This is a genomic window from Variovorax sp. R-27 (genome assembly GCF_049913215.1).
In the GTDB taxonomy this organism is placed as follows: Bacteria; Pseudomonadota; Gammaproteobacteria; order Burkholderiales; family Burkholderiaceae_C; genus Variovorax.
The window spans coordinates 1,894,539-1,920,216 of the sequence record NZ_CP183984.1 but is presented as its reverse complement, the minus strand read 5'-3'; the positions used below and the strand labels follow the sequence as shown (position 1 = coordinate 1,920,216).

The following is a 25,678-nucleotide window of genomic DNA, read 5'->3' as shown; positions in this document are numbered from 1 at the left end:
AACATCATGAGCACCGACAAGTCCCCCGAGAACATCGTCCACGAGGAAAAAGCGCAGCTGGACTTCAGCAAGTCCATGAGCTACGGCGACTACCTGCACCTCGACGAGATCCTCAACGCGCAGCATCCGCTTTCGCCCGCGCACGACGAAATGCTGTTCATCGTGCAGCACCAGACCAGCGAGCTCTGGATGAAGCTGATGCTGCACGAGCTGCGCGCCGCCACCGCCCACATCGCCGAAGAGAAGCTGGCCGACGCATTCAAGATGCTCGCGCGCGTGAGCCGCATCATGGAACAGCTGGTGAGCGCATGGACCGTGCTCTCGACCATGACGCCGCCCGAGTACACGGCGATGCGCCCCTACCTCGCGAACTCCAGCGGCTTCCAGAGTGCGCAGTACCGGTGCATCGAATTCGCGCTCGGCAACAAGAACGCCGCCATGCTCAAGCCGCATGCACACCGCGCCGATCTGCTGGCGCAGGTCGAAGCGGCCTATCGCGCGCCTTCGCTGTACGACGAGTCGCTGCGCCTGCTGGCACGCCACGGCCTGCCGGTGCCCGCCGACCGGCTGGAACGCGACTGGACACAGCCCTACGAATCGAGCGATGGTGTCGAAGCGGCGTGGCTCACGGTCTACCGCAATCCGCACGATCACTGGGACCTGTACCAGCTCGGCGAAAAGCTCACCGACCTGGAAGATGCGTTCCGCCTCTGGCGCTTTCGCCACGTGACGACGGTCGAGCGCGTGATCGGCTTCAAGCGCGGCACCGGCGGCACGGGCGGCGTGAGCTACCTGCGCAAGATGCTCGACGTGGTGCTGTTCCCCGAGATCTGGAAGCTTCGCACCGACCTGTAATCTGGAAGACCGCGCGCGAAGTTGGCTCCTACAATCCGCGCGGCACCGGCACTTCAAGACTCGACAAGGCTCTGCGATTCGTCGCCTGGTCTTGTACTGCGGGGGAACCCCGTGGTGGATGGATGGCTACACATTCCGGCGCGTGAGCGGACCTGCGCTACCGCGCAGCCCAGCTAGCGCATCACCGGCTGGTTGAAGGGCCGGTTGCCACCCACCTTCACAGGCCTCGCCATCTTCATTCATGACGCGTGAACTGAGCTACAGCGAATGGATCGCCCACAGCCTCGCGCGCGCAATGCTTGCCGATGCGAGGCAACCCGGCGGCACCGCGCCCGGTGCGTTACGTGCGCGGGCCGCGGCAACGCTGGGCGCCGACGCGCCCTGGCTGAAGCCACTGGCGGAAGCGCTCGGCAACCGGTCGCGAGCCACTTGGCGGCGCACCGACCTGCCCACGCTGGCGAAGGCGATCCATGAAATGCCTGAGTTCGATGCGGCCTTCGAGCAGGACGAGGAGCCACGCGTGCGGCGAATCATCCTTCGGCCCGCGGAGATGTTCCCCCGCCCGATGGGGCTGGACCATTTCGCGCTGCCGAACATCCCGACGCTCGCCGACCTCGCGCAGTGGCTGGAGCTCGACGCGGACCGGCTGGCCTGGCTCACATCGCCGGCACAGGCTTTTCGCGCACCCAGCGATCCCAGCGTGCAGCCCGCATCGCACTACCGCTACCAATTGCAGCCCAAGCGCCTCGGCGGCCTGCGCCTGCTCGAGATTCCCAAGGCCGACCTGAAGCGCGCGCAGCGCCGCATCCTCGACGACCTTCTGCAGCACGTGCCCGTGCATGAAGCGGCGCACGGCTTCGTGCCGGGCCGCTCGGTCGCGAGCCACGCGGCCGCCCACGCCGGCAAGGAGGTCGTGATCGGATTCGACCTGCGCGACTTCTTCCCCGCGGTTCGCGCCTCGCGCGTGCATGCCACGTGGCGCACGCTGGGTTACCCCGAAGGCGTGGCGCGCGCCCTCACCGCACTGTGCACGCACCGCACCGATGCCGCTGTGATCGAGCGCCTGCGCGACGACGGCGGGCTCGACTGGATGGGCGCCAAGCGCCTCGCCGCGCCGCACCTGCCCCAGGGCTCGCCCTGCTCGCCCGCGCTGGCCAACCTCTGCGCATTCCGGCTCGACCTGCGGCTCGAAGGCCTGGCGTGGGTCTTCGGCGCCACCTACACGCGCTACGCCGACGACCTGGTGTTCTCCGGGCCGGCCTCGCTGCGCGCGCGGTTCACCGCCTTGCGCGCCTGGGTCGACGGCATCGCGGCCGACGAGGGCTTCGAGCTGCACCCGCGCAAGGTGCGCTGCATGCCTCAACACCGCAAGCAGCGCGTGACCGGCGTGGTCGTCAACGACAAGGCCAACGCGCCGCGCGAAGACTTCGACCGGCTCAAGGCCGTGCTGCATCGCTGCGCGCTCGATGGCCCCGCCGGCCAGAACCGCGCGAAGGCGGCCGACTTTCGCGGCCACCTGCTGGGCCACATCGCATGGATCGGCCAGTTCAGCCCGACGCGCAAGGCCCGGCTGATGAGGCTTTTCGACCGCATCGACTGGACGGGTACCACGCAAACGCCCTCATGAAGCTGGGGTGGACCTGATTGTTCCGTCGGCGCAAAGCGCTACAGTTTTGAAAACAACGGAGGCCCCCGCCATGCACGACATCCGGTTCACACCCGACGAGCTCTCCACCCTGCGCGAACATGGCGTCGTGCTGTTCGCCGACCGCGTGATCTTCGACGCGCAGCCGCCAATGCCGCCGCAGCAGATCGACGCCGTGCAGGCCCTGTGCGCAGGCCCCATTCCCGAAGCGCTGCTCGCGCTGTGGCAGCAGACGGCGGGCGGTCGGCTCGACTACGACCTGTCGCTCGAGATGAACGGCAACCTCGAAGCCATCAGCTGGAACGAGCTGTTCTGGAACGGCAGTGACGGCTACCACGACCTGCAGGGCTGGATCGAGCACGAACTGGAACTGGCCAAGGAAGCCGCCGAGGACGGCGGCAAGCCATCGAGCGGCAAGCTCACACACCTGCCCTTCGGCGGCTTCGAGTACACCGACCGCGTCTACGCGGTGGTCGAACCCGGTGCCGGGCACGGGCAGATCGTCGCGTGGAAGAAGGGCCTGCCACCGGCCTGGACGCACGCGCTGCATGAAGACAGCGTGAACACCATCGCGCCCGACCTGCGCGGCGCATTCGCGGCGCTGCAGCTCGACGAAGACCCGCTGGCGCCCACGAGCGACTACTTCTCGGGACAGACGCTGCTCGGCTACCTCGACGACCGCCACCAGGACCACGGGCTCGACCTCGACCTGATGGACAAGCTGGTGACCTTCTATTGCCACGCCGTGGTCGACTGGCGCACGCCGCTGGCCGAAGGCACGCTGCGCCACCATCCGTCGATCGCGCGCGTGGCCTTGCGCCATGCCATCGCGGCTGACGACGCCGGGCTGGTCGCCGAACTCGCCGCCTCTGGCGTGGGCTTCGACGGGCCGCATCAGGGCAGCGCGCTCGCGACAGACGTCGCGGTTGGGCACGGCGCCTTCGCCGCAGCCGCGGCGCTGGTGCGTGCGGGCGCGCCGGTGGCGGCCGACGCTCTGCGCAACATCGACGGGCAGATCGCTCCCGAACTCACGAGCGCCCTGCTGGCCAACGGCGCAGAGCCCAACGTGACGGCCATCGTCAAGTGCGCGGCGTGCGGAGCGCCCGCAAGCGCGCACCTGATCGCTGATGCCTGCGCGCAGGCGGGCATCGATGTGGCGCCCGCATTCGTTGCGGAGCGCGATGCGATGCTGCTCGAACTGGAGACCACGCTCGCGCAGATGCAGGACGGCACGCACGGGCACTACCTCGGACAAGAGGGGCTCGCGGAACGCATCGAGCATCTGCAGACATTCCGGCTCTGAAAGGCGCCGGCGCGCCGTTCGCTCAGCCGCCGTACAGCCAGGGCTGGTCGAGCAGCTTTGCGCCCAGCAGGCGCATCGCCATGTCGCGGCCCAGGCGCACGGCGCCCGTGGCATGGAAGATCTCGCCGTTGCGGCGCGCACGTGCCTGTACCTGTGCGTTGCGCGCCCAGCGCGCCTCGGCATAGCGCGCGAAGGCAGCGGGCACATCGGCCGCACGGCCGTCAGCTAACGAATCGGCCAGCGCCACCGCGTCTTCGATGGCCATGCCCGCGCCTTGCGCGAGGTACGGCACCATCGGATGCGCGGCATCGCCCACCAGCGCGACACGCTCATGCGCCATCTCAGCTGCGCTGGTCATGGGGGCGCGGTCGCCGAGCGACCATGCGCGCCAGCCGGGCATGGCATCGAGCAACGACTGCAGTCCGGCGCAGCTGCGACCCATGGCCTGCTTCAGGGCGGCGATGCTGCTGGACTGGTCCCAATCGCGCGCGTCGCCGGCCGGGGCCGATTCGGCGATCACCACCACGTTGAGCCAGTCGCCGCCGCGCACCGGGTACGCCACGGCATGCAGGCGTGGGCCGAGCCACACATCGACCCGCTTGCGGCGCAATGCGGCGGGCAGGCGCGATTGCTCGATCAACGCGCGCCAGGCCGTGTGGCCGGTAACGCGCGGTGGCTGCGCGGCAGACGCGCAATCGAGCTGCCTGCGCACCATGCTCCAGAGGCCGTCGGCTCCGACGATGGCTTCGCCCTCCCAGGCGCGCGCGTCGGTGCTCGACAGGCAGACGAGGTCATCGCTGGTTTCCACCTGCCTGATCTGCGCGCCAGTCACGAGCGTGCCGGTGCCGCGCGCACGCACGGCATCGAGCAGCAGGCCGTGCAGGTCGGCGCGATGCACGCAGAAGTAGGGAGCGCCGTAGCGCTGCTGCATGGCGTCGGCGAGCGGCATGCGGGCGAGTTCGGAGCCGCTTTCTGCGCTGTGCACCACCAGCGCATCGGGCCGCGCCGCGATGGCCGCGAGCCCGGGGCCCAGGTCGAGTTGCTGAAGACGCCGCGTGGCATTGGGCCCGAGCTGCACGCCGGCACCGATTTCGCCGAAGACGGCGGCCTGCTCGAAAACGTCGACCCGGTGCCGGCCCTTGGAAAGCGCCAGCGCAGTGGCCAGCCCCCCGATGCCGCCCCCGGCGACGAGGATGTGCGCGGGCATCGGTCTCAGCGGCCGTGCATGGACGGGCTGATGGTGGCCTGGTCGGCTTCCGGTTGTTTGAGAGGTGTCTTGGGACCGCAGCTTCCGCAGCTGTCGCACGAGCCGCAGCCCGAGGTCTTGGCGAGCGATGCAGCCAGTTCCTTGGCGCGTTCTTCGTCGACCCAGCCCGCGCGATGCGTGCCGGCCGCGAGCTTCTGTGCCGCGCCGCGGCGCCAGCCTGCGGGCATCCAGCGCCAGACCGCGTAGAACGCGGCGGCCGCGACGATCAATCCGACGATCAGTTGCTGTGCCATTTCTTCTTCAAACCTTTCATGACAGGTTTTAACCCGCTCCGAGTGCCACCGCAACGCGGTAGGTGATGAAGCAGGCCATGTAGGCCAGCGCGAACAGGTAGCCAGCCATGATCCAGACGTACTTCCACGAGCCCGTCTCGCGCTTCACCGCAGCCAGCGTCGAGATGCACTGCGGCGCGAACACGTACCAGACCAGCAGCGACAGCGCGGTAGCCAGCGACCAGCTGCCAGCGATGAGCGGCTCCAGCTGGCCCGCCACGTCGTCGCCCGTAGCCGACAGCGCGTACACCGTGCCGAGCGCACCCACGGCCACTTCACGCGCCGCCATGCCGGGCACCAGCGCGATCGAGATCTGCCAGTTGAAGCCGATGGGCGCGAAGATGTGCTCCAGCCCACGGCCGATCATGCCGGCCAGGCTGTACTGGATGGCCGGGCCGGTCGCGCCCTCGGGCGGCGACGGGAAGGTGGACAGGAACCACAGCAGGATCGTCAGCGTCAGGATGATCGTGCCCACGCGCTGGATGAAGATCCAGGCACGCTCGTACAGGCCCAGCGCCAGGTTGCGCGGGTTCGGCCAGCGGTAGGCCGGCAGCTCCATCAGCAGCGGCGAATGCTGCGTGTTGTCGCGGAAGCGCTTCATCACCCAGGCCACGGCCATCGCCGAGACGATGCCGAACACATACAGCGCGAACAGCACCACGCCCTGCAGGTTGAACACGCCGCCCACGGTGCGCGCCGGAATGAAGGCCGCGATGAGCAGCGCATACACCGGCAGCCGCGCCGAACAGGTCATGAGCGGCGCGATCATGATGGTCGTGATGCGGTCGCGCCAGTTGCTGATGGTGCGCGTGGCCATCACGCCCGGAATGGCGCAGGCAAAGCTCGACAGCAGCGGAATGAACGAGCGGCCCGACAGGCCCACGGTGCCCATCACGCGGTCGAGCAGGAAGGCCGCGCGCGGCAGGTAGCCCGAGTCTTCCAGCGCGAGGATGAACAGGAAAAGAATCAGGATCTGCGGCAGGAAGACGATGACGCCGCCCACGCCTGCGATCACGCCGTCGACCAGCAGGCTCTGCAGCATGCCCTCGGGCATGGCCGTCTTGAGCAGGTTGCCGAGCCCCTCGGTGCCGGCCTTGATGGCGTCCATCGGCACGTTGGCCCAGCTGAACACGGCCTGGAACATCAGGAACATGGTGACGGCCAGCACCAGCATGCCCCACACGGGGTGCAGCACCACGCGGTCGATGCGGTCGCTGGTGGCAAGGCTGCCGACCGGCTCCTTCACCGTGAGACCGAGGATGCGGCGCACCTCGCGCTGCGTGGCCAGCACGTCGTCGAGGCCCGGCGCCTGCCAGGGCTGCGGCGTGGCGGCGGCCACTGGCGTGTCGAGCGCTGCGAGCAGGCCTTGCGCGCCGCCGGTGTGCACGCCGACGGTCTCGATGACGGGCACGCCCAGTTCGCGCGAGAGCACGGCCGTGTCGACCACGATGCCCTGCTTCTTCGCCATGTCGGTCATGTTCAGCGCCACCACCATCGGCAGGCCGAGCCGCTTGGCTTCGATCACCAGCCGCAGGTTCAGGCGCAGGTTGGTGGCGTCGGTGACGCACACCAGCAGGTCGGGCAGGGCTTCCTTGCTCTGGCCGGTGACGATGTCGCGGGTGACGGCCTCGTCGGCGCTCAGCGCATTCAGGCTGTAGGCGCCCGGCAGGTCGAGCACGAACACGCGGCGGCCCGAGGGCGTGCGCAGCGTGCCTTCCTTGCGCTCGACGGTCACGCCGGCGTAGTTGGCCACCTTCTGGCGGCTGCCGGTGAGCAGGTTGAACAGCGCGGTCTTGCCGCAGTTGGGATTGCCCAGCAGGGCGATGCGGCCCGGCTGCGCGGTGGCGGCGAGGCGGCCGGGGCCCTGGATGACGGCTTCAACCATGGTTTGTGGCTCCCGGCGTGACGTGGATCAGCGCGGCCTCGTGGCGGCGCAGTGCGAAGGTGGTGTGGCCGAGGCGCACCGCCAGCGGCTCGCGGCCCGGAATGCCGCTGGCGACGATGCGCACGGCCTCGCCCGGCACGAAGCCGATTTCGGTCAGGCGCAGGACGAGTTCCCGGTCGTCGGCGTTGTCGGGGCGCGCCACATCGAGCACGGTGGCCCACTGGTTGTTCGGAAGCTGGTCGAGGCGCAGGGCGACGGCGGTGGTCGGCGCTGCGCCGAAATCGTTGGTTCGCACGGTGAGAGGACGCCCGGGATATCGGGCGCGCCGGTAAGCAAAACCTAGATGCTAGCAATTCTCACTCACAAATACCTGACCAACCCCTCGAAATCAGGCTCTATCAACCCAGAAACACCAAGAAACCGGCTCAAGGCCGGGTCTCAGGTGCCTCCCCCGGTAGAGGGAAGACCACCCTGCGGGTCGATCGAGACGACGCGCGCAGTCACTGACGCACCGTCGATAACGAGTTCGGCGACGGAAATCGGCAGCTTGAACCGCCGCGGGCCCGCACTGCCCGGATTGACGTAGAGCACACCAGCGCGCTCTTCGACTTTCGGCTTGTGCGAATGGCCCGAGACGACCACGCGCACGCCGGCTGCGGGCGGGTCGATGTCGAGCTGCGCAAGATCATGAATGGCATAGAGGTGCACGCCGCCGAACTTCACAAGTTCGGTTTCCGCAATGGCATCTGCCCAGGGTTCGCGGTCGTTGTTGCCTCGCACGACCGTCAACGGCGCAATGGCCGCGAGCGCTTCGAGGATGCCGGCGTTGCCGATGTCACCGCCGTGCACGATGAAGTCGCTGCCCTTCAGGAAGGCGATGGCCTCGGGCCGCATGAGCCCGTGCGTGTCGGAGATCAGACCGATGCGAAGCATGGGCAGAAGAAGAAAGTTATTCAGGCAAACCCGGGGCGACAGCCGGCAAGAAGCACGGCCTCCAAGGGCATGATCGACGGCATGCCCGAAGACATCATCGCACCGCAGCAGCCTCCCGAGAACACCGAAGAAGCATCCGCTTCGCCTCCGCCCACGCAGGACACCCCGCCGCGCGCGAGCCTGTTGCACTGGCTGGTCGGCGGCCTGCGCGCCTCGCTCCTGCTGGAGCCGCGCGTCGATGCACGACCCGCGCCCTGGCAGTTGCTGCTGCTCGTGCTGCTGCCCGAACTCGTCTGGACTGGCTTGGCGCGCCTCGAAATCGCCGGCCCCGCACGGCTCTACGAAACCGTCGGCCTCAACACGCTCTGGGTGCTCGGCGTGCTCGCGTGGCTGGGCTGGTTCGCGCTGTCCGGGCGGGCCCGCGGCGGCGGACTGGCGCGCTGGTTCGTGCTGGCCACCTGGGCGATGTTCCCGGCCAACCTGGCGCTCGGCATGCTGGCGCTGGGCTACACACGCGGCTGGTTGCCGTCGGCGATCGCCACCTCGCCCGGCTACTGGGTCGTCTTCGGCCTGGGATGCGCGTGGATGGTGCTGGCGCTGGTGCGGTTCACCGCGCGCGAAGCCGGCGCACGCTGGCGGCTTGCGGTCTTCGCGCCCGCGTTCGTGGCCTTGCTGACGCTTACTTTCTGGCAATCGCTCAACACACAGGACCGCATGTGGCAGCCCGATGCCACCAGCGCATCCACCCAGCCCGAGCGTCCGCGCATGCAGCTGACGCAGGAACTCTTCGAGGAGCAACAGGCGCTGTGGGAGCGCACGGTCGCGGCCCTGCCCGCCGGCAAGCCGGGGCAAACCAACGTCTACGGGCTGGTGTTTGCGCCCTACGCGTCTGAAGACGTGTTCCTGCGCGAAAGCAACATGGTCACCCAGTTGCTGGAGGAACGCTTCGACGCCAAGGGCCGCGTGATCCACCTGATGAACCACGCGACCACAGCCGAGACGCTGCCCTGGGCCACCCCGCTCAACCTGCAGCGTGCCATTGCCGCGCTGGCCGAGCGCATGGACCGCGAGAACGACGTGCTGATCGTCTACCTCACCTCGCACGGCGCGCGCGACCACCAGCTGGCCGCCGCGCACTGGCCGCTGGCCGTGCCCTGGCTCACGCCGGAAGAACTGCGCGAAGCGCTCGACGAAGCCGGCATTCGCCACCGGGTGGTGGCGGTGTCGGCCTGCTATTCAGGGGGTTGGATCGAACCGCTGGCCAACGAAAACACGCTGGTGATGACCGCCGCCGACGCCACGCACACCTCGTACGGATGCGGCCGGCTGTCGGAGCTGACCTTCTTCGGCCGCGCGATGTTCAACGAGGAACTGCGCAAGACCCGCTCCTTCGAAACCGCCTTCGCGGCGGCCGTGCCGCTGATCAAGCAGCGCGAGATCGAGGCCGGCAAGGAAGACGGCTTCTCGAACCCGCAGATCCGCGTCGGCGAAAAGATCCGCCCGCTGCTCGACCAGCTTGCGCAGCGACTCGACGCCGCCTCGAAGTAGCAGCGTCGACGGGCCTGCTCCCGGGAGTTATTCCAGGAGCTGTCGCAGCACGAACGGCAGGATGCCGCCGTGCTTGTAGTAGTCGACCTCGATAGGCGTGTCGATGCGCAGGCGCACCGTCACCTCCTGGTGCGTGCCGTCGGGGCGGTGCACCACCAGCTTCACGTCCATCTGCGGCTTCAGCTCGCTGCCGATCACCACGTCGATCTGCTCGTCGCCCGTGAGGCCCAGCGTCTGCCATGAATCGGCGCCGCGGAACTGCAGCGGCAGCACGCCCATGCCGACCAGGTTGGCGCGGTGGATGCGCTCGAAGCTGCGCGCCACCACGGCCTTGATGCCCAGCAGCTGCGTGCCCTTGGCGGCCCAGTCGCGCGAAGAACCGGTGCCGTACTCTTCGCCGCCGAACACCACCGTGGGCACGCCCTGCTCCATGTACTTCATGGCGGCGTCGTAGATGAACATCTTCTGGTTGCCCGGCTGGAACAGCGTGACGCCGCCCTCTTCCTGCGTGCCGTTGGCATCCGGCGGAATCATCAGGTTCTTGATGCGCACGTTGGCAAAGGTGCCGCGCATCATCACGTCGTGGTTGCCGCGGCGCGAGCCGTAGCTGTTGAAGTCGGCCTTGGGCACGCCGTGCGCCTTGAGCCAGATGCCCGCGGGCGAACTTTCCTTGATGGAGCCGGCCGGCGAGATGTGGTCGGTGGTGATCGAGTCGCCGAACAGCGCCATCACGCGCGCGCCCTTGAAGCCCGCGTCCGACGCATGCGGCTTCATCTTGAAGCCCTCGAAGAACGGCGGCTCGGCAATGTAGGTCGACTTCGGCCAGTCGTACACCTGGCCATCGGTGCCCTTGATGCTGCTCCAGAACTTGCCCGGGTCGGTCTTGACCTTGTCGTAGTTGGAGCGGAACGACTTGGCATTCATTGCGTAGCGCAGGTTGTCGTCGATTTCCTTCGGCGTGGGCCAGATGTCGCCGAGGTACACGTCCTTGCCTTTCTTGCCCTTGCCAACGGGCTCGGTCATCAGGTCGGTCATTACGTTGCCGGCGATGGCAAAGGCAACCACCAGCGGCGGCGAGGCCAGGAAGTTGGCCTTCAGGTTCGGGTGGATGCGCGCCTCGAAGTTGCGGTTGCCCGACAGCACGGCCGCGCCGATCAGGTCGTTCTTGGTGATCGCCTCGTTGATCTCGGGCGTGAGATCGCCGGCGTTGCCGATGCAGGTGGTGCAGCCGTAGCCCGCAAGGTAGAAGCCGAGCTTTTCGAGGTACGGCAGCAGGCCTGCCTTCTCAAGATATTCGGTGACGATGCGCGAGCCGGGAGCCAGCGAGGTCTTGATGTGCGGCTTGACCGTGAGGCCGGCCTCGACGGCCTTCTTGGCCAGCAGGCCGGCGGCCAGCATCACGCTCGGGTTCGAGGTGTTGGTGCACGAGGTGATGGCCGCAATCAGCACGTCGCCGTTGCCGATGGTGACTTCGCCCTTGGGTGCCGAGGGCGCCGTGGCGCTCACGTGCGCGGCGGCGTTGGTCGAGCGGTTCGCCACCATCTCGACCACGTCGAGCGGCGCGCCTGCTGGCGGCGGGGCGGCTTCTTCGTCACCGGCCTTGCCGGCCGCGACCAGCGGATAGCGCAGCTTGAGCTTGTCGGCCGGCTGGTTGAAGCCGTTGGCGTCGTTGGGCTTGCTGTAGAGCTCCGAGAACTTGGTGGAGAGGTGGCCGAGGTCGATGCGGTCCTGCGGGCGCTTCGGGCCGGCCAGGCTGGGCGAGACGGTGCCCAGGTCGAGCTTGACGATCTTCGTGTAGTCGATGTCGCCCGGGTTGGGCATGCCGTAGAGGCCCTGCGCCTTGTAGTAGGCGGCGAAGCGCTCGACCTCTTCCTTGGTGCGGCCGGTGCCTTCGAAATACGCCACGGTCATGTCGTCGACCGGGAAGAAACCCATGGTCGCGCCGTATTCAGGCGCCATGTTGCCGATGGTCGCGCGGTCGGGCACGGCAATGGATGCGGCGCCGGGGCCGAAGAATTCGACGAACTTGCCGACCACCTTTTCAGCCCGCAGGATGGAAGTGACGTACAGCACCAGGTCGGTTGCCGTGACGCCTTCGCGCAGCTTGCCGGTGAGCTCGAAGCCCACCACGTCGGGCGTGAGCATGTAGACCGGCTGGCCCAGCATGGCCGCCTCGGCCTCGATGCCGCCAACGCCCCAGCCGACCACGCCGATACCGTTGATCATGGTGGTGTGGCTGTCGGTGCCGACCAGCGAGTCGGGGTAATACGTTGGTTTGTCGTCCTTGTCGCTCGGGCTCTTGTAGACGCCGCGCGCAAAGTATTCGAGGTTGACCTGGTGCACGATGCCGAAGCCCGGCGGCACGACGCGGAAGGTGTCGAAGGCCTGCATGCCCCACTTCATGAACTGGTAGCGCTCGTTGTTGCGCTGGAATTCCAGCTTCATGTTCAGGTCGAGCGCCTTGGGCGTGCCGTAGTAGTCGACCATCACCGAGTGGTCGACCACCAGGTCGACGGGCACCAGCGGCTCGATGGTCTTGGGCGACTTGCCCAGCTTGGCGGCCACGCTGCGCATGGCGGCCAGGTCGGCCAGCAGCGGCACGCCGGTGAAGTCCTGCAGCACCACGCGGGTGACGACGAAGGGAATTTCGTCTACGCGCTCGGCGTTGGGCGCCCAGTGGGCCAGCTCTTCGACGTGCTTGGCCGAGACTTTCTGCCCATCGCAATTGCGCAGCACCGACTCGAGCACGATGCGGATGGAGACGGGCAGGCGGTCGATGGTGGGGTATTGCTTGGCCAGTTCCTTCAGGGACCAATATTTGCCGGACTTGCCAGACGGGGTCTTGAAGGTCTTGAGGGTGGACGCAAACGCATGCGCCGGGGCTTTGGCCATGGAGAGACTCCTGTTTGTTCGTGGAAGCCTCTCAAAGATATCAGGGATCAATGTCAGCCGTTGTAGTCGGTCTTCTCCGATCCCGCCTTCTGCCGCCCTGTTCCTCATCGCGAAAAATGCCGGGTAAAGGGGTGCCGCCGGCATTTGCGCGAGATCGGATCACCAACGACCGGCCGGCGTCAGCCCGGTGACCGCGCCTGCACTGCCGCGGGTGCGGCGCAGGCCAGTCCATTGCAGCTCGGCCAACACAACCACGCACGCCACCTGCGCCAGCACCCAGGCCATGCCCAGCACAGTGATCGCAAACATGCCGCTCACCAGCAGCGCGATGCACGCCACGGCCCAGCCGAAGTTGCCGGCGACGACCAGGCCGATCAGCGTGCGTGGCGGCGTGCTGCGACTGGCCATGAAGGCCGCGGCGGCGGCATAGACCAGCAGGAACACGCCCGTACCCATGAGCAGCGGCGCCGGCAGCCCGGTCAACCCGGCCAGTGCGCCGGTGAATGCCACCTGCAGCGCGCCGGTCGCGGCGCAGGAGGCAGCGTCGGCCCACATCACTGCGGGCAGGTAGCGGGGGGATGCGAAGACGGACATGTGAATCTCCTTGGTTGCTACGCTGCAGGCCAGTCCTGCCGCGTTGGAGCCAATGATTCCGGCCAGCGTGGATCGCGTCGATGACCTGGGAGGTCATGGCGCCGCGCCGCCATCACGCCAGAATGCGCCTCATGAACACCACCCGCTCCCATCCGACCAAGGCCAGCCAGCCCGGCGCGCGCGACCCGTTCGGCGCCCACCTGCGGCACTGGCGCACCCACCGCCGCCTGAGCCAGCTCGACCTGGCGCAGGAGGCCGAGGTCTCGACCCGCCACCTGAGCTATGTTGAAACCGGCCGCGCCGCGCCCAGCCGCGAGATGGTGCTGCGCCTGGCCGAGCGGCTCGAGGTGCCGCTGCGCGAGCGCAATGCGTTGTTGGTGGCCGCCGGCTTCGCGCCGATGTACCGGCAGCGCTCGCTCGACGATCCGGCAATGGCCGCCGCGCGCCGCGCTGTCGACTTGGTGCTGAAAGGCCACGAGCCCTTTCCCGCGCTGGCCGTGGACCGCCACTGGAACCTGGTCGCGCACAACGCGCTGGTGCCGCTGCTGATGGAAGGCGCCTCGCCCGAGCTGCTGAAGCCGCCCATCAACGTGCTGCGCCTGAGCCTGCACCCCGACGGCGTGGCGCCGCGCATCGCCAACCTCGCGCAGTGGCGCACTCACCTGCTCGAACGGCTGCAACAGCAGATCGCCGCCACCGGCGACGCGGTGCTGCAAGCGCTGCACGATGAACTTGCAGCCTATCCCCCGCCCGCCGTGAGCCATGACGCGCCCGTCATCGACACCGCGCTGTCTGCGGTGGCCGTGCCCTTTCAGGTGGTCATGCCGAGCGGCGTGCTGAGCTTCATCAGCACCATCACGATCTTCGGCACGCCGGTCGACGTCACATTGCAGGAACTCGCGGTGGAGTCGTTCTTTCCGGCGGATGAGCAGACGGCGGCAGCGCTGATGGCACTGGCTGCGCAGCAGCAACAGCAGGCGGGCTGAGGTCGGCCCTGCCGTCTGCATCGCGCGGCGGGCCTTCGAAGTCGTCCACCTGGATGACCTTGTCGGCTGCCTTCAGGTAGGCGAGCGCCAGTTCGGGGTCGGGCGTCGAGCGGGCCGCCTCCTCGAGCGAGTTCGTGCGGCGCAGCGCCTTGTTGAGCGCAGCCGTGGCGTCGCCTAGCTGCGCGCCCAGTTCCATCGCGTACATCAGATCGCGCAGGCCACCCGCGGCGGGCTCGCTCAGGTCAGGCGCCAGGCGTTCGATGATGCGCGGGTCCTTGCGCAGCAGGTCGGCCAGTTCGAGCAGCTGCACGTCGCGCAGCGGCGCCAGGTGCGCGGTGCGGCGCAGTACCAGCGCACCGATCACGCGCCGGCCCGCCGTCGGCAGGTTGGCATACAGATCGCGCAGGATCTTGCCGGCCTCGTCGATCTGCAGGCGGATCGCAGCCCGTGCGAAGGGCAACAGTTCGGGCGCACCATCGACGCGATAGCGCCAGATGCACGAACTGGCCAGGTACAGGTGCGCGAGCACGTCACCCAGGCGCGCCGACAGCAGCTCCATGCGCTTGAGCTTGCCGCCGAGCATGCCCATCGCGAGATCGGCCGTGAGCGCGTACTTGGCGCTCATGCGCGCGAGGAGCCGCGCTTCGTGCATCAGCTCATCGGGCGGCGTGCCGAACACCGGCGCGCCGAACAAGCTGCGCCACAGGTTCACCGCCACGTGCCTGCCGTGTGCCATGAGCGCCTTGCCGAGCGCGGTCTCGTCCTTCGCCTGCACGGCCGCCATTTCGTCGAGCACATGCGGATGGCATCGCACCGCGCCCTGCCCGAACACGATGAGCGCGCGCGTGAGGATGTTCGCGCCCTCCACCGTGATCGCGATCGGCGCCTGTCGGTAGGACACGCCGAGCAGGTTTGACGGGCCGGAGATGATGCCCTTGCCGCCGAGGATGTCCATGCCGTGGTTGACCGCGCGGCGTCCGGCTTCGGTCAGCTGCACCTTGAGGATGGCGCTCGCCACGCTGGGCCGCTCGCCCTTGTCGAGCGCGGCGGCCGTGAAGCGCCGCGCCGCGTCGGTCGCATACAGCTCGGCCGACATCTGCGCCACCAGCCCCGCGACCGCGTGGAACTTGCCGACCGGCATACCGAACTGTTCGCGAGTCTGCCCATAGCCATTGCTCACGTAGAGCGCTGTCTGCTGCATCGCCGAGCCCAGCGCCGGCAGCGAGATCGCACGGCCCGCGGCCAGGCACTCCATCAGCATGCGCCAGCCCTGCCCGACCTGCTGCTCGCCGCCGATGATCCAGTCCATCGGCACGAACACCTGCCGGCCGTGGATCGGGCCGTTCATGAAGGCGCTGTCCATCGGGCGATGGCGGCGGCCGATCTCCATGCCCTCGTGCGGCACTGGAATCAGCGCGCAGGTAATGCCGAGTTCGCGCTCGCCCTCGGGCCTGCTTTCGTCGATGGCGTGGAAGGCCAGCCCGACCACGGTGGCGACCGGCGCGAGCGTGATGTAGCGCTTGTCGAAATCGACAAGAAAGCCGCGCGTCGGCTTGCCGTTGAACTCGCGCTCGACCACCACGCCACGGTCGGGAATCGACGCCGCATCCGATCCCGCATACGGCGATGTCAGGCCGAAGCACGGCAGCTCACGGCCGTCGGCAAGGCGCGGCAGGTAGTGCTCTTTCTGCGCATCGGTGCCGTAGCGCAGCAGCAGTTCGGCAGGCCCCAGCGAGTTGGGCACCATCACCGTGACGGCCGTGGCCACGTTGACGGTGGCGATGCGCGCCACCACCGTGGCGTGCGCATGGTGACCGAAGCCGAGGCCGCCGAATTCCTCTGGAATGATCATCCCGAAGAAGCGCTTCTCGCGCAGATAGCGCCACACCTCGGGCGGCAGGTCGTGCGCCTGGTCGATGGCGTGGTCGTCGAGCATGTGGCACAGCTCGCGCACTTCGTTGTGGAGAAAGGCCTGCTCGCATTCGGTGAGCTGGTTGGGGCCCATGGCCGCCAGTGCATCGAAGTCCGGGCGGCCTGCGAAGAGCTGGCCTTCGAAGCCGACGGTGCCCGCCTCGAGCGCCGCGCGCTCGGTGTCGCCCAGCGGCGGGAGCGCCTTCGAGAATGGCTGCATGGCCCATCGGCCGATCAGTGTCGCCAGAGGCATGGTGCGTCTCCTTCCGCGACGAATGCGCGCGGATTGGCACCATTCTTGAGGCTTGTGGCTGGCCCCGAGGGCCGGTCAAGGGCTCCCCGGCCTGTCGGAGACGGACGCGCCTACCGCTTCTTCGGCGGCTGGGCCGCAGCAGCAGCGGCGGGATCCCGCCAGCCATATTCGACATAGCGCCGGATGACCAGGCAGCCCGGCGGCGAATCGATCAGCGAGACCGACGAGGTCGGCTCCTTCTCGTCGGTGTAGACCGCGTAGTTGGGCAGCAGCCGCGTCATCTTGTAGCTCGCCAGCTCCTGCTGGCCGACGCTCGCGCAGGTGAAGGGCGCGACCGAGATGCGCTCGGCCGACACGGTGCAGGCGCCGCTTTCATCGGGAATGGCGGTGATCGAAGCGGCCACGCCGGCGTTCGGAAACTCCATGCCGATCAGCGAAAACATCGGCCCTGCGTCGGGGCGCTTGCGGTCCCAGTCGAGCAGCACGTCGTGGCTGCGAGCCCCCTGCACGGTGAGCGTGGAAAGCCGCGTGATGGCCGGCAGGCAGCGCTTGATGCCCACGCTGGTGGCAGCGCGCGTGAGCGTGTCCTGCGGCGCCGCGGACGGGGCCTGGGGCACCAGCACGCCTTGGGCAAGCGCGGCGCCGGCAGCGGCCCATGCAAGGGAGGCAATCAGCAGGCGGGGAAATCGTTGGGTCGGCTTCATCCCGGTCCTCATGCGTAAAGGTTTTCGATGGCGGCGGTGTAGGCGCGCACGTTGTCCTCGCCCTCGGGGTCGAGCGTGGCGATGAAGCGGCGCGCGCGCTCGCGGTAGGCCGGCAGGTTGGCGTCGTGCTCGGCAAAAGCGCGCTGCAGGGCGCGGCCGCCCTCCTCGCAGTCGAAGCCGTGGTAGCGGTAGCCGCAGTCGCCGATGAGGTGCGAGTTGTGGACGAGCGGGTAGCCGCCGTACAGCGCCTCGTAGTAGAGGTAGTTCTGCGCGTTCTCCCAGTGGTGCGCGAACACGGCGTCGATCTTGCCGGGCATCACCTGGTACATCGGAAAGCGCCCCTCGAAGGTGGCCAGCCCGTGCTGCACGAGGTCCAGGCTCTGCGCGAAGCCGATGAACAGCGGCTTGTCCTTCAGGTGAAAGCTGTTGTAGACCCACATCTTCTCGATCAGCCGCGGCTGCGCGCGGTGCGCCGCCTCGCAGCCGAGCATTGGGATGAAGCTGGTCTTCACCATGCAGATGTTGGGCTCGAAGATGGCCACGCGCCACTGCTTGCGGCCGGGCTCGTAGACAAAGGGCGGGCTGTCCGCCGACGCGCGGGCCATGGCGCGCTCCAGCACCATCGGGCTCCAGAGGTGGGGCATGAGCCGCACCGGCGCGCGGAAGGTGCTCTCGAAGTAGGGCTTGCACGACACCTCGTACTCGGGAATCGTCCAGACCTCGTCGTAGGGCGCGCCTGAGATCAGCAGGCCGTGCGGCTTGTCGAAAATCATGCGCTCGATGTCGATCACGTAGTCGTTGCCCACGCGCATCGAGACGATCTTGCCGCCGCGCTCACGGAACGCCACGGACCACGGCATGGCCAGCTGGGCGCTCATCTCGATCATGAGGTCGAGCTCCTGCGCTGCCGTGGCCATGTCGATGATGGGCACCGGCGAATCGGCGAGGAAGTTGGTGGCGTCCGCCGGGCCGCCGTCGCCACCGCCGGCCACCAGCACAGCGCTTTCCACGCGCGGCGAACGCAGCAGCAGCATCACGAGGAACAGGCAGTTCTGGTAGACGCCGTTTTCCCACAGGCTCTGCTCACCCTTGCGGATGAAGATGGAAACGCCGACCTTCAGCCTGGCCGGCATGGCGGTCTTTTGCTGTTGTTGCGCCTCGCTCATGCGGCAGCCTTCACGCCGTCGACACGGAATGCGGCATTGCCACGCACCAGGTTCAGCAGGCGCTGCGCATAGCCGTCGACGTTCGCGGGGTTGAGCGGATCGACCGCGTCGAAGACGCGTTGCGAGCGGGCGCGGTAGTCGTCCAGCTGCCGGTCGTGATTGCGCACGGCCTGCTGCAGTTGCGCCGCGCCGGCTGCCACGTCGAAGTCAGGGTAGTAGTAGCCCGCATCGCGCAGCCAGGGCGAGTTGTGCACCAGCGGGTAGTTGCCGTAGAGCGCATCGAGGTAGCTGTAGTTCTGGTCGTTTTGCCACTGGTGCGAAACCACTGCGTCGGCAAACTGCACCATGAAGCCCGCGAAGTCGTGCCGGCCGTGGAAGATCGCCTTGTGCTGGCGCACGATGTCGAGCGAGTTCGCCAGGTACAGCATGGTCGGGTGGTCCTTGATGTGCAGGGTGTTGAGCACCTGCATCGAGGTCACGGCCGCCGGGTCTGCGCGATAGGCCCCGTCGCAGATCAGCATGGGCACGCTGCTGGACTTCACCACCGAGATGTTGGGCTCGAAGATCGCCACCCGAAAGCCCGGCTGCTCCACAGTGCGGGGCGTGTAGCCGAAGCGATGGCCCGCGGCCTCGACTTCCGCCACGCGCTGGGCCAGGAACTGCGGCGACCAGAGGTACGGCACCTCGAACACCGGGCAGCGATGCATGGTGCGCATCATGGGCGCGAACACCGCGTCTTTCGGCAGCAGCCACACCTCGTCGCAGCGATCGGGCTTGCTGAAGTGGCCCTTGTCGGTGAACACGATCGGCTCGGCCAGCGCCGCGAAAGGCTGGCCCACGCAATGGAACACCACGCGGCCACCGCATGCGCGAAAGTAGGAGAGCCATTGCACGTCGAGCGCGCCGGCCATCTCGATGACCACGTCGAGCGCATCGGTCAGCTCGCGCGCCCGCCCGAAGGCCAGGCCCATGGCAGCAAGGTCGACCTGGGGCGGCATGCTCGGCTGGTCGCCGGCGTCGATCAGGGTGACGGATTCGACGAACCCGATGCGTTGCAGCAGCCGGGCGAGGAACAGGACGTTCTGCCCCATCCCGTTCTCCCAGATGTTCTGCCCCGCGTGGGTGAGGACTGAAATACCAATGCGCATGGGGGCGAAGTGTGTACCAAAAGAAAAGGCTCCCGCACCATCACAGCGCGGGAGCCGGCCGGTCGCTGGCCGATTCAGTGGCTTATTTCCACTTCCAGCCGATGCCGGCGTTGACGCCCCACTCCTTGCCCGTGGTCGTCAGGCCCGCGCCCCAGGACATCTTGCCGTCGTCGGACAGCGCCTTGAAGGTCAGCGCCACAGCGCTGTAGCCCTTGTAGCTGCCGAGGCCCACGCCCACCGTCTTCTCGCCGGGGTACAGCGTCGGCAGGTAGGTGCCCGACATCGCGAAGGCCATGGCCGTGCCCGAGTAGGCAATGCGGGCCACGTCACCGACCTGGCTCTGCACCTGGTTCAGCTGGCTCATGTTGACCGCGTCGCCCGGCAGGATGCCCGGCGCCACGTTGCTGATGCGCGTGCCGCCAGTTGCCTGGCCGTTGCCCAGCGTGATCTGGTTGTAGTTGACCGAGCCGTCCGGGTTGGTCGCGTACTGCACGCTGCCGGCCTTCGCGGCGGCTGCCGATGCCTTGAGCTGCGCCACGTTGGTCGCGTCGCTGTCGGCCGTGCCTGCTGCCACGCCCGTGATCTGGCGGTACTGCCCGTTGGCCGCATCGCCCACCGACACCGCAGCCTGCGTGCTGGTGGTCGCATTGACGGCTGCTTGCTGCTGTGCCGACGCACCGCCCGGCACGTAACCGGCCACGCCCGCCGCGGTGGAAGCCACCGAGCCCGAGCCCAGTGCGACGCCGCCGCTTTGCGTCACGATCGCGCCGAAGCCGATGGCCGTGCCCTGCGAGATGCTCTGTGCCTTGCTCAGCTGCGTGCCGCCGGCATCCGCGTTGTCGCCCAGCGCCACGCCGCCGCCGCCCGCGCGGGAGTTCACGCCGATCGCCTGCGAACCCGTGGCCAGCGCCCCGGTGCCGATGGCGATCGCGTTCGCACCCGTGGCCTGGGCGCCGAAGCCCACCGCCACCGCGCCGTCGGCCGTCGCCTTCGCACCGTTGCCGGCCGCAAAGGAGTTGGCGCCGCTGGCCACCGACTGCGGGCCGATCGCCACTGCTTCCTGGCCGGAGGCGTCTGCGTCTGCCGCCGTCGAGTTGGCGTGGAAGTACTTGGTGCCCGTGTTGTAGATGTTGTTGACCGACGTGCTCAAGCTGTTGACGTTGACATTGGTCGTGCTCAGGCCGGTCGACAAGCTGCCGACGCCGGTCGAGAGACTTGCGATGTTGCTGGTCGCAGTGCTCAGGCCCGACGAGGTCGACGTGGACAGGCTTGCGAGGCTGCTGTCGGTGGTGCTCAAGCCGGTCGACAGGCTTCCGATGCTGCTTGTCGCGGTGCTCAGGCCCGTCGAGGTCGACGTGGACAAGCTGTCGATGCTGCTCGTGGCGGTGCTCAGCCCCGTGGAGGTCGAGGTCGAGAGGCTGGCAACGCTGCTGTTTGTCGTGCTCAGGCCGGTCGAGGTCGAAGTCGACAGGCTGGCAATGGCGCTCGTCGAACCGCTCAGGCTCGTCGACAGGCTCGCCACATTGCTGTTCGTCGTGCTCAGGCCGGTCGACAGGCTGCTGATGCTGCTGGTCGCCGTGCTCAGGCCCGTCGAAGTCGAAGTCGACAAGCTGTCGATGCTGCTCGTGGCAGTGCTCAGACCCGTGGAGACCGAGGTCGAGAGGCTGGTCACATTGCTGTTTGTCGTGCTCAGGCCGGTCGACAGGCTGCCGATGCTGCTGGTCGCCGTGCTCAGGCCGGTCGACAGGCTGCCGATGCTGCTGGTCGCCGTGCTCAGGCCCGTCGAAGTCGACGTGGACAGGCTGTCGATGCTGCTCGTGGCGGTGCTCAGGCCCGTGGAGGTCGAAGTCGAGAGGCTGGAAACGTTGCTGTTGGTCGTGCTCAGGCCGGTCGACAGGCTGCTGATGCCCGTCGAAGTCGATGTGGACAAACTGCCGATGCTGCTTGTGGCGGTGCTCAGCCCTGTGGAGGTCGAAGTCGACAGGCTGGAGACGCTGCTGTTCGTCGTGCTCAGACCGGTCGACAGGCTGCCGATGCTGCTGGTCGCGGTGCTCAGGCCCGTCGAGGTCGACGTAGACAGGCTGTCGATGCTGCTCGTGGCGGTGCTCAGACCCGTGGAGGTCGAGGTCGACAAGCTCGAGACGTTGCTGTTCGTCGTGCTCAGGCCGGTGGACAGGCTGCCGATGCTGCTCGTCGCAGTGCTCAAGCCAGTCGAGGTGGAAGTCGACAGGCTGGCAATACCGCTGGAAACCGAGGTCGACAGCGAAGTCAGTTGGCTGAAGTTCACCGCGTCGGTGGGGTTCACACCCGCGGCAACGTTGGTCAGGATGACCGGCGATGTCGCGCCGACGCCGCCCAGCGTGACCTTGGTGTGAGTCGCATCGTCGTACTGGACCGAGTTCGCGACGCCCGTGGACAGGCTGCCGATGCTGCTGTTGGCGGTGCTGAGGCCGGTGGACAGGCTGCCGATGTTGCTGTTGGCGGTGCTGAGGCCGGTGGACAGGCTGCCGATGTTGCTGGTGGCGGTGCTCAGCCCGGTCGACGTTGAAGTCGACAGGCTGGTCACGTTGCTGTTCGTGGTGCTCAGGCCAGTCGACAGGCTGCCGATGTTGCTGGTCGCCGTGCTCAGACCGGTCGACGTCGAGGTCGACAGACTAGTCACATTACTGTTCGTCGTGCTCAGGCCCGTGGACAGGCTGCCGATGCTGCTGGTGGCTGTGCTCAGACCGGTCGACGTCGAGGTCGACAGGCTGGTCACATTGCTGTTTGTCGTGCTCAGGCCCGTGGACAGGCTGCCGATGCTGCTTGTGGCTGTGCTCAGGCCAGTCGAGGTCGAAGTCGAGAGGCTGGTGACATTGCTGTTCGTCGTGCTCAAGCCAGTCGACAGGCTACCGATGTTGCTGGTCGCGGTGCTCAGACCCGTCGACGTCGAAGTCGACAGGCTGGTCACATTACTGTTCGTCGTGCTCAAGCCGGTGGACAGACTACCGATGCTGCTCGTCGCAGTGCTCAGACCAGTCGACGTCGAAGTCGACAGGCTGGTCACGTTGCTATTCGTCGTGCTCAGGCCAGTCGACAGGCTACCGATGTTGCTGGTCGCGGTGCTCAGACCCGTCGACGTCGAAGTCGACAGGCTGGTCACATTACTGTTCGTCGTGCTCAAGCCGGTGGACAGACTACCGATGCTGCTCGTCGCAGTGCTCAGACCAGTCGACGTCGAAGTCGACAGGCTGGTCACGTTGCTATTCGTCGTGCTCAGGCCAGTCGACAGGCTACCGATGTTGCTGGTCGCGGTGCTCAGACCCGTCGACGTCGAAGTCGACAGGCTGGTCACATTACTGTTCGTCGTGCTCAAGCCGGTGGACAGACTACCGATGCTGCTCGTCGCAGTGCTCAGACCAGTCGACGTCGAGGTCGACAGACTGGTCACATTGCTGTTGGTCGTGCTCAGGCCGGTAGACAAGCTACCAATGCTGCTCGTGGCAGTGCTCAGACCAGTCGACGTTGAAGTCGACAAGCTGGTCACATTGCTGTTGGTCGTGCTCAAGCCGGTAGACAGGCTGCCGATGCTGCTCGTCGCAGTGCTCAGACCCGTCGACGTCGAGGTCGACAGACTGGTCACATTGCTGTTCGTCGTGCTCAGGCCCGTCGAAAGGCTGGCAATGCTGCTCGTTGCAGTGCCGATGCTGCTCGACAACGAAGCTGTGACGGTCTTGACTTGCAGGACGTTGACGGCGTCCTGGTCCGCGCTGCCCGGCGCCACGCCTGTGATCTGGCGGTTGCCCACGTTCACTTCACCCGATGAGCTTTGCTTGCTCGTCAGGCCGAACGCGTCGTAGTTGGCCAACGCACCCACGCTGGCCACCGAGTTCGCACCCAGCGCCACGCTGTCGGGCTTGGTGGTCTGGGCGTTCTTGCCGACTGCCACGCTGTTGTCGCCGTTGGAGATCGCGTTCTGGCCGATGGCCACGCTGTCGGCGCCGTTGGCCTGGCTGTCCGCGCCGGTGCTGTTGGCGTGGAAGTACTTCGTACCGGTGTTGTAGATCGAGCTGACCGACGAGCTCAGGGTGCCAAGGTTGCTGTTGGTCGTGCTCAGGCCAGTCGACAGGCTGCCGATGCCGCTCGTTGCGGTGCTCAAGCCGGTGGACAGGCTGGAGACGTTGCTGTTCGTCGTGCTCAGGCCCGTTGACAGGCTGCCGATGCTGCTCGTCGCGGTGCTGAGACCTGTCGACGTCGAAGTCGACAGGCTCGCAACGTTGCTGTTGGTCGTGCTCAAGCCGGTAGACAGGCTGCCAATGCTGCTCGTGGCGGTGCTCAGACCCGTCGAGGTCGAAGTCGACAGGCTCGCAACGTTGCTGTTGGTCGTGCTCAGGCCTGTAGACAGACTGCCGATGCTGCTGGTCGCGGTGCTCAAGCCGGTCGAGGTCGAGGTCGACAAACTCGCAACGGCGCTGTTCGTGGTGCTTAAACCAGTGGACAGGCTGGAGACATTGCTGTTGGTCGTGCTCAAGCCGGTCGAGAGGCTGCCGATGCTGCTTGTCGCGGTGCTCAGACCTGTGGAGGTCGAGGCCGACAAGCTACCGATGCTGCTCGTCGCTGTGCTCAGACCGGTCGACGTCGAGGTCGACAAGCTGGTCACGTTGCTGTTCGTGGTGCTCAGGCCAGTCGACAGGCTGCCGATGCTGCTCGTCGCTGTGCTCAAACCGGTCGAGGTCGAGGTCGACAGGCTGGAAGCATTGCTGTTGGTCGTGCTCAGGCCAGTGGACAGGCTGCCAATGCCGCTAGTCGCCGTACTCAGACCCGTCGAGGTCGACGTGGACAGACTGGTCACGCTGCTGTTCGTGCTGCTCAAGCCGGTCGACAGGCTACCGATGCTGCTCGCCGACGCGCTCAGGCCAGTGGACAGGCTGCTGACGGTGCTGTTGGTCGTGCTCAAACCAGTCGACAGGCTGCCGATGCTGCTCGTCGCAGTGCTCAGACCGGTCGAAGTCGAGGTCGACAGGCTGGAAACCCTGCTGTTGGTCGTGCTGAGCCCGGTCGAAAGGCTGCCGATGTTGCTCGTCGCAGTGCTCAGGCCCGTCGAGGTCGAGGTCGACAGACTGGTCACATTGCTGTTCGTTGTGCTTAGGCCCGTGGACAGGCTGCCGATGCTGCTCGCGGCAGTGCTCATGCCCGTGCTCAACTGAGCCACGGTCACGGCGTCCTGGGGCGCCGCGCCATCGGCAACGTTCGTGATTCGCCGCAGGGCGGAAGACGAACCCACCGAGACCTCGGACGCAGGCGCGTTGGTGTTGGTGAGGAACCCCTTGCCGGTAGGCGCCGCGGCGCCGGTCACGCTGCCCGCGCCAATTGCGACGCTGTTTGCATACGCTGCATTGGCGTTGTCGCCGACGGCAATGCCGGACGCGCCATTGACGGCTGATCCACGTCCGACGGCAATGCCGGAGGTTGCCGTCGCAGCGACAGCGGACTGCCCACCAATGGCGATCGAATCGTTCGCAAGCGCCTTCGCCCCGCTGGTGACGTTGGAGCCGATCGCGGTGGATCCGTCAGCGAACGAATTCGCTGTCCGGCCAAGGGCCACGGAGTAGGCGCCTGTGGCGTTGGCTCCCGAGCCAATGGCGGCGCTGCGGTCACCGATGGAAGACGCATTGGTGCCGACCGCCAGGCCGTTTGTTGCACCGGCGCCGGTCTGCGCGGCATAACCGATAGCTGCGGAGGTGGCGCCCTGGGCATTCGAAAGGGTCCCGAACGCCGTGGAACCGCTGCCCGTGGCATTTGCGCTGTTGCCGAAAGCGGTCGAAGGTGCCAGTCCCGATGCATCGCCAACGGCACGCGCGTTGGTGCCGAAAGCCATGTCGTTGCCGAAGGCTGCATTGGCGTTGTTGCCGAAGGCCGTCGCGCCGCCGCCATTGGCCTTGGCACCGGCGCCGACCGCGACTGCGTTGGCGCCAGAGCCAATGGCAGAAACGCCGAGGGCTACCGCGTTGAGGGCCGACGCATTGGCGCCGTCGCCAACGGCAACACCGGCTGTGCCGCTGACGATCGAGCCGCGACCGACCGCGATACCGGAGTTGGCGGCAGCCGCCACCGAAGACTGACCGCCGATGGCGATGCCGTCGACGGCCGCCGACTTGGCCACGTCGGTGGTGTTGCTGCCGATGGCGATGGAGCCGGTGTTCGAAGCCAGCGTGCCATTGCCCGCTGCCAGCGAGTTCTGGCCCGTGGCCTTGGCTCCCACCCCGAAGGCGGTCGCGCCGCTGGCAGAAGCCGTGGTGCCGTTGTTGCCGATCGCCAGCGTGTTCAAGGCACTGGC

General features: G+C 67.3%; 16 protein-coding genes and 2 pseudogenes. 5 read left to right on the top strand and 13 right to left on the bottom strand.

Going from position 1 to position 25,678, the window contains the following annotated elements; genetic code table 11:
- Window positions 1–6 precede the first annotated feature (6 nt).
- From kynA to ACN9MV_RS08610, 3 genes are all read left to right on the top strand, one after another.
- Window positions 7–855, top strand: a complete 849-nt coding sequence (kynA, locus tag ACN9MV_RS08620; RefSeq protein WP_093075533.1) for a tryptophan 2,3-dioxygenase — start codon at window positions 7–9, stop codon at window positions 853–855.
- Between the two features lie 241 nt (window positions 856–1,096).
- Window positions 1,097–2,482: a reverse transcriptase family protein gene (locus tag ACN9MV_RS08615; protein WP_426391840.1), complete on the top strand. Its 1,386-nt coding sequence runs from the start codon at window positions 1,097–1,099 to the stop codon at window positions 2,480–2,482.
- Window positions 2,483–2,552: 70 nt separating this feature from the next.
- The gene (locus tag ACN9MV_RS08610) at window positions 2,553–3,803 is read left to right on the top strand and encodes an SMI1/KNR4 family protein (RefSeq protein ID WP_426391839.1); all 1,251 of its coding nucleotides are present in this window, start codon (window positions 2,553–2,555) and stop codon (window positions 3,801–3,803) included.
- 22 nt (window positions 3,804–3,825) lie between these two features.
- On the opposite strand, the gene ACN9MV_RS08605 is transcribed toward ACN9MV_RS08610, so the two are convergent.
- From ACN9MV_RS08605 to ACN9MV_RS08585, 5 genes are all read right to left on the bottom strand, one after another.
- Window positions 3,826–5,010 (bottom strand): FAD-dependent monooxygenase, encoded by a 1,185-nt coding sequence (locus tag ACN9MV_RS08605; RefSeq protein ID WP_426391838.1) that lies wholly within the window; start codon window positions 5,008–5,010, stop codon window positions 3,826–3,828.
- A 5-nt stretch (window positions 5,011–5,015) separates the two neighbouring features.
- On the bottom strand, window positions 5,016–5,303 hold the full coding sequence (locus tag ACN9MV_RS08600; protein ID WP_093049590.1) for a DUF6587 family protein: 288 nt from the start codon (window positions 5,301–5,303) through the stop codon (window positions 5,016–5,018).
- Window positions 5,304–5,331: 28 nt separating this feature from the next.
- Complete coding sequence (gene feoB, locus ACN9MV_RS08595) at window positions 5,332–7,227, bottom strand: ferrous iron transporter B (protein ID WP_093049588.1); 1,896 nt, start codon at window positions 7,225–7,227, stop codon at window positions 5,332–5,334.
- Complete coding sequence (locus tag ACN9MV_RS08590; protein WP_093075538.1) at window positions 7,220–7,522, bottom strand: FeoA family protein; 303 nt, start codon at window positions 7,520–7,522, stop codon at window positions 7,220–7,222. Before ACN9MV_RS08590 ends, feoB begins: the two co-directional genes overlap by 8 nt.
- A gap of 143 nt (window positions 7,523–7,665) precedes the next feature.
- Window positions 7,666–8,160 carry a metallophosphoesterase family protein gene (locus ACN9MV_RS08585; protein ID WP_426391837.1) on the bottom strand — a complete coding sequence of 165 codons (495 nt, stop codon included), beginning with the start codon at window positions 8,158–8,160 and terminating at the stop codon, window positions 7,666–7,668.
- 81 nt (window positions 8,161–8,241) lie between these two features.
- On the opposite strand from ACN9MV_RS08585, the gene ACN9MV_RS08580 reads away from it, so the two are divergent.
- Complete coding sequence (locus ACN9MV_RS08580; RefSeq protein ID WP_426391836.1) at window positions 8,242–9,708, top strand: C13 family peptidase; 1,467 nt, start codon at window positions 8,242–8,244, stop codon at window positions 9,706–9,708.
- Window positions 9,709–9,735: 27 nt separating this feature from the next.
- Here ACN9MV_RS08580 and ACN9MV_RS08575 read toward each other — a convergent pair whose 3' ends face one another.
- Together ACN9MV_RS08575 and ACN9MV_RS08570 are read right to left on the bottom strand one after the other, a co-directional pair.
- Window positions 9,736–12,600: an aconitate hydratase gene (locus ACN9MV_RS08575; RefSeq protein ID WP_093075541.1), complete on the bottom strand. Its 2,865-nt coding sequence runs from the start codon at window positions 12,598–12,600 to the stop codon at window positions 9,736–9,738.
- 159 nt (window positions 12,601–12,759) lie between these two features.
- Window positions 12,760–13,194, bottom strand: a complete 435-nt coding sequence (locus tag ACN9MV_RS08570; protein ID WP_426391835.1) for a hypothetical protein — start codon at window positions 13,192–13,194, stop codon at window positions 12,760–12,762.
- Window positions 13,195–13,325: 131 nt separating this feature from the next.
- On the opposite strand from ACN9MV_RS08570, the gene ACN9MV_RS08565 reads away from it, so the two are divergent.
- On the top strand, window positions 13,326–14,180 hold the full coding sequence (locus ACN9MV_RS08565) for a helix-turn-helix domain-containing protein (RefSeq protein WP_426391834.1): 855 nt from the start codon (window positions 13,326–13,328) through the stop codon (window positions 14,178–14,180).
- Here the strand turns inward: ACN9MV_RS08565 and ACN9MV_RS08560 are convergent.
- The 6 genes and pseudogenes from ACN9MV_RS08560 to ACN9MV_RS08535 all read right to left on the bottom strand — a co-directional run.
- The gene (locus ACN9MV_RS08560; protein WP_426391833.1) at window positions 14,077–16,344 is read right to left on the bottom strand and encodes an acyl-CoA dehydrogenase; all 2,268 of its coding nucleotides are present in this window, start codon (window positions 16,342–16,344) and stop codon (window positions 14,077–14,079) included. The genes ACN9MV_RS08565 and ACN9MV_RS08560 overlap by 104 nt on opposite strands.
- Window positions 16,345–16,454: 110 nt before the next feature.
- Complete coding sequence (locus ACN9MV_RS08555) at window positions 16,455–17,048, bottom strand: hypothetical protein (protein ID WP_426391832.1); 594 nt, start codon at window positions 17,046–17,048, stop codon at window positions 16,455–16,457.
- 8 nt (window positions 17,049–17,056) lie between these two features.
- The gene (locus tag ACN9MV_RS08550; RefSeq protein WP_426391831.1) at window positions 17,057–18,214 is read right to left on the bottom strand and encodes a DUF2827 domain-containing protein; all 1,158 of its coding nucleotides are present in this window, start codon (window positions 18,212–18,214) and stop codon (window positions 17,057–17,059) included.
- On the bottom strand, window positions 18,211–19,362 hold the full coding sequence (locus ACN9MV_RS08545; RefSeq protein WP_426391830.1) for a DUF2827 domain-containing protein: 1,152 nt from the start codon (window positions 19,360–19,362) through the stop codon (window positions 18,211–18,213). Before ACN9MV_RS08545 ends, ACN9MV_RS08550 begins: the two co-directional genes overlap by 4 nt.
- Before the next feature lie 82 nt (window positions 19,363–19,444).
- A pseudogene (locus ACN9MV_RS08540) lies at window positions 19,445–19,894 on the bottom strand (YadA-like family protein); the annotation flags it as partial.
- Between the two features lie 288 nt (window positions 19,895–20,182).
- Window positions 20,183–25,636, bottom strand: a pseudogene (locus ACN9MV_RS08535) (ESPR-type extended signal peptide-containing protein); the annotation flags it as partial.
- Window positions 25,637–25,678: the final 42 nt, after the last annotated feature.